Genomic DNA, 4241 nt, shown 5'->3' with positions numbered 1-4241 from the left:
GCACGCTCGTACAAGGAAGCAAACAGGATGAGGAATCGGCTTGGCACGGATGGCGTCATCGTTTCCGGGGATGGGGTAGGTGATATCAGTAGGGTCACAGTTGGTATCGACGACTGCAATAACAGGGATACCCAGGCGCTTTGCCTCAGTGACAGCGATAGCTTCCTTCTTGGTATCGATAATGAAGAGGGCTCCTGGGAGCTCTTTCATGTCCTTGATACCGCCAAGGTTCTTTTCCAGTTTTGCCTTCTGCTTGGTAAGCAAGGAGACTTCTTTCTTGGTAAGGGATTCAAAAGTACCATCGATTTCCATCTTTTCAATCTTCTTGAGTGTTGCGATGGACTTCTTGATGGTTGAGAAGTTGGTCAGCATTCCACCGAGCCAACGGTTGTTGATGTAAGGCATGCCACAGCGCTTTGCTTCAGCTTCAATAGCCTGCTGGGCCTGTTTCTTGGTTCCTACGAACAGAATAGGCTTGCCCTGCTTAACAATTGCACGTACAGCGTCATATGCTTCTACGATGCAGGCAGATGTTTTCTGCAGGTCAATGATATGGATGCCGTTTCTCTGGCTGAAAATGAAACGGGCCATCTTGGGGTTCCACCTTTTTGTCTGGTGGCCGAAATGTACGCCTGACTCGAGCAGGCTCTTCATGGTTACTACGGACATAATCCTCCTGTCTGACAACACAATCGACCTATTGGCCTTGATTTGTGCGTCACCCTTCTACTATTACTCACCTCTAGGGTGGAGATTCCTCTGTCACTATACGGACAAAGGTGAACCCAGTATTTCAGAAATTTGTAACAATGGCAAGCCTATAACAGTAGCTTCATCACCATCGATTCTTTCAACCAAGTTCCGGCCAGCTCCCTGGAGACGATAGGAGCCAGCTGCTCCTTTCCATTCCTCTGTTTCCAGATAAGAGGCAATTCTGTCTGGACCAAGGTTTTTAAAGGAAACCACTGCCAGATCTGATCCGCTGAATACCTTTTCTTGATACCACAGGGCCCATCCTGAGTGCACTTCATGCTTCTTTCCATCAAAGAGGGAAAGTTGGGAGAAAGCTTCCTGTCTGTCCTTGGGCTTTCCGATCAGGGAGCCCTGGAAGGAGATCATGGTATCACAGCAGAGAACGGGTATCTCATAAACTGGGTGAGTATCCTGAAAGGATGCCAGTTTTCGGTTTGCAAGCAACTCTGTGACTATTGCCGGATCAGTTTCGTCGTGGGTTTCATCGCACCCGGTTTTGAATACCTTCACGGTCACTCCAAGTGATTCGAGCAAAGCCTTTCGCGCCACTGATCCACTTGCCAGTATCATAGACGGTAGTAGTGCAGCAAAATCAGCCAATTTCTGCCTCCAGCTCCTCTATTTCTTCGCTCAGCTCAAGCCAAGCATGCTCCTCAGCGTGCAACTGCTCGCTGAGTGTTTCCTTCTTTTTCACCAGACTGGTGATGGTCTGGGCGTCACTGTAATTCTCTTCCTTCGCCATTTCAGCTTCCACCAAGGCGATTGATGCCTCCAGTTTCTCATGGTTTTCCAGAAGCTTTTCGCTTTGGCGTTGCAGCGTGCCAAGCCGATTCCTCATCCTGTTTGCTTCCTTGTACGAGCGTGCTTGCTTGCTCTCGCTTTGGATGGTTGGGGAACTCTGTTTCTCTACCTTTTCCTTCTGTTCCAGCTTGTAGGAAAAATAGGAGTAGTCTCCTTCAAAAAGCTCAGGGGGATTGTCATTTGTAAGGTAGAGAATCTTTGAGGCAATGTGTTCAATGAAATATGCATCATGGCTGACAAAGATCATGGTACCGTCATACTGCTTCAGTGCCTCCAGCAACATTTCCTTTGCGTTGATGTCCAGATGGTTGGTGGGTTCATCGAGGATCAGCAGATTGACCGGATGAAGGAGGATCTTGAGCAATGCAAGCCGGCTTCGCTCCCCTCCGCTCAATACGGAAACCGATTTGAATACATCATCCCCACTGAACAGGAATGATCCCAGGTAGGTGCGCAGTTTTGGGAGGTCATTGGTTGCAGCGACATTGGAGACCTCTTCCAATACGGTATTCTTGGGATTGAGCGTCTTTTCTGTGTCCTGGGCGAAGTACCCGATACTTACACCGCTTCCCAGTCTGATTGTCCCCTCATATTCACTGTCATGTCCACTGAGCATTCTCAAGAGAGTCGATTTTCCAGCACCGTTCTTTCCGGTAACCGCAATTCGTTCCCCCTTGCTTGCAAGAAACGAGAAATCCTCAAAGATGACCTGTTGCCCATAGCGTTTGCTAAGGTGGTCAATGATGATGACATCATTGCCACTGTGCGGGGCAGGGGGGAAGGAGAAAGAAAGCTGCTTCAGGTGGGAAGGTACCTCCACCAATTCCAATTTCTCCAGCATCTTTATCCTGCTTTGTACCTGTTTGCTCTTTGTTGCCTTGTAGCGGAACTTTTCAATGAATTGCTCAGTCTTCTGCAGCTGATCCTGTTGAAGTTTATACGCAGCTTCCAGTTGTTTTATCTCCAGCTCACGTTGCTTGATGTAATCACTGTAGTTTCCGCTATAGCGTTTAAGTGTTCCCCCAAACAGCTCATAGACCTCCCTGACCGTCTCATCGAGAAATCCTTGGTCGTGGCTGACAATCATCAATCCACCTTCGTAGACCTTCAGATAGTTCTTCAGCCAGTAGATGGCCTCGATATCGAGGTAGTTCGTCGGTTCATCGAGCAACATGATATCAGGATTCTCAACCAGGATTTTTGCCAGGGCAATACGCATCTGCCATCCACCTGAGAACTCGCTGCAAAGACGATTCATGTCTGCCATGGTGAATCCAAGACCAAGGAGAACCTGTTCAATGGTCTGCTTGCGCGAGAAATATCCTTGTGCGAGCAGATATTCCTGTATTTCTGCCAAGCGGTGCAGAAGAGATTCAGTGGAAACAGTAGGATTGCTGTCAGCAAGCTGGGTTTCAATTGCATGTTGTTCCCTGCTCAGTTCCTGGAACCTGGAGAACGCTTTCTCCACTTCCTGGTAGACGGTTCCTGCATTGAAGACGATATCACTTTGGGGAAGGTAGGAGATTCTCAAATTCTTGGAGGTGGAAACCTGCAGGTCATCGGCACTCATCTGAGCACTGATCACCTTCAGCAATGTAGACTTGCCGCTGCCATTTCCTCCTGCCAGTGCACTCCTGCTTTGTTCATTCAGGGTAAAGGAAACATCCTTCAGGATATCCCTGTCCCCAAAAGCCAGGTGTACACGTTGGACTTGTAAGGTTGCCACACTCTCTCTCCTTATACTGAAACGGGTGTTGAAAAGCCCGGTGTTTGACGGTATGATTACCTTAACACAAGCGTGTGTTCGGTGACAATCCACCAGAATCCAGGAGGTTTACAGTGCTTTGCCTAACTCTTACCGGCTCGACCTTGGAGGAGAACCGGGCTTTGGTGGAACGCAACCGACAGTGGATTGCACTCGCAGAACTGCGGCTCGACCATTTACTTCCCGAAGAACAGAAGATTGCATCCTCTTTTCCTTCCACCGTTGACCTTCCAGTAATGTTGACCATGCGCCGAAAAATAGACGGCGGAATGTGCAGCCTGCCCGAAAAACAACGGTTGCAACTTCTCTATGAGGCGGCAAAAGGCGATTTTACCTATGTAGATATCGAGGACGACGTCAAGAAGAGCGACCTGAAGTTCAAGGATCCTCTCTTTGAACAAAAGGTGGACCTGGAGAATATGCTTCGAACACGTGGCATACGGATTATCAGGAGCTACCATAATTTTGAATGTGTGCCTGCAGATCTTTTTGGGAGAATCCATAAGTTGGCAGCCAAGGGGGATATCCCCAAGGTGGCTGTCACCCCTGGGAATATGATGGATGTCATTACCCTTTTCAGGGTCCAACAGGAACTTTCCAGCCTTACAGAAAAAATTGTAATCGGCATGGGTCCCTACGGGGTCTGTACTCGTATCCTCTACAAGAAGTGCGGCTCCTTGCTGAGCTTTTGTTCGGACAGCCAAGCAGCTCCTGGCCACCTCAGTGCCCAAAGCATGAGTGAGCTGTACCGCGCTGACAAGCTAGACGCCAAGACCCATATCTATGGAATCATCGGCAATCCGGTCAGCCATACCTCCTCTCCCATAATCCATAACCCAGGATTTGAGGCAATTCGCTATAATGCTGTATATGTTCCATTCCTTGTGGATTCGGTCAGGGCATTCTTCAAGCTGGCCGAGAT

General features: G+C 48.8%; 4 protein-coding genes. 1 reads left to right on the top strand and 3 read right to left on the bottom strand.

All coding sequences use genetic code 11. The features are described 5' to 3' along the window. The 3 genes from rpsB to JF818_RS00035 all read right to left on the bottom strand — a co-directional run. A partial coding sequence (gene rpsB, locus JF818_RS00045) for a 30S ribosomal protein S2 (RefSeq protein WP_198889959.1) occupies window positions 1–669 on the bottom strand: 669 nt, incomplete at its 3' end. A gap of 96 nt (window positions 670–765) precedes the next feature. After that, complete coding sequence (locus tag JF818_RS00040) at window positions 766–1353, bottom strand: nucleoside triphosphate pyrophosphatase (protein WP_233065155.1); 588 nt, start codon at window positions 1351–1353, stop codon at window positions 766–768. Continuing rightward, entirely contained in the window at window positions 1346–3280 is a 1935-nt protein-coding gene (locus JF818_RS00035; protein ID WP_198889958.1) for an ABC-F family ATP-binding cassette domain-containing protein, read from the bottom strand. Before JF818_RS00035 ends, JF818_RS00040 begins: the two co-directional genes overlap by 8 nt. A 113-nt stretch (window positions 3281–3393) precedes the next feature. On the opposite strand from JF818_RS00035, the gene JF818_RS00030 reads away from it, so the two are divergent. Then, window positions 3394–4241, top strand: an 848-nt coding sequence (locus tag JF818_RS00030) for a type I 3-dehydroquinate dehydratase (RefSeq protein WP_198889957.1), incomplete at its 3' end; no start/stop codon positions are given.

This window comes from Sphaerochaeta sp. S2 (assembly GCF_016406725.1).
Taxonomy (GTDB): domain Bacteria; phylum Spirochaetota; class Spirochaetia; order Sphaerochaetales; family Sphaerochaetaceae; genus Sphaerochaeta.
Note: the sequence above shows the minus strand (reverse complement) of the source record. Positions and strands in the feature narration are given on the sequence as shown.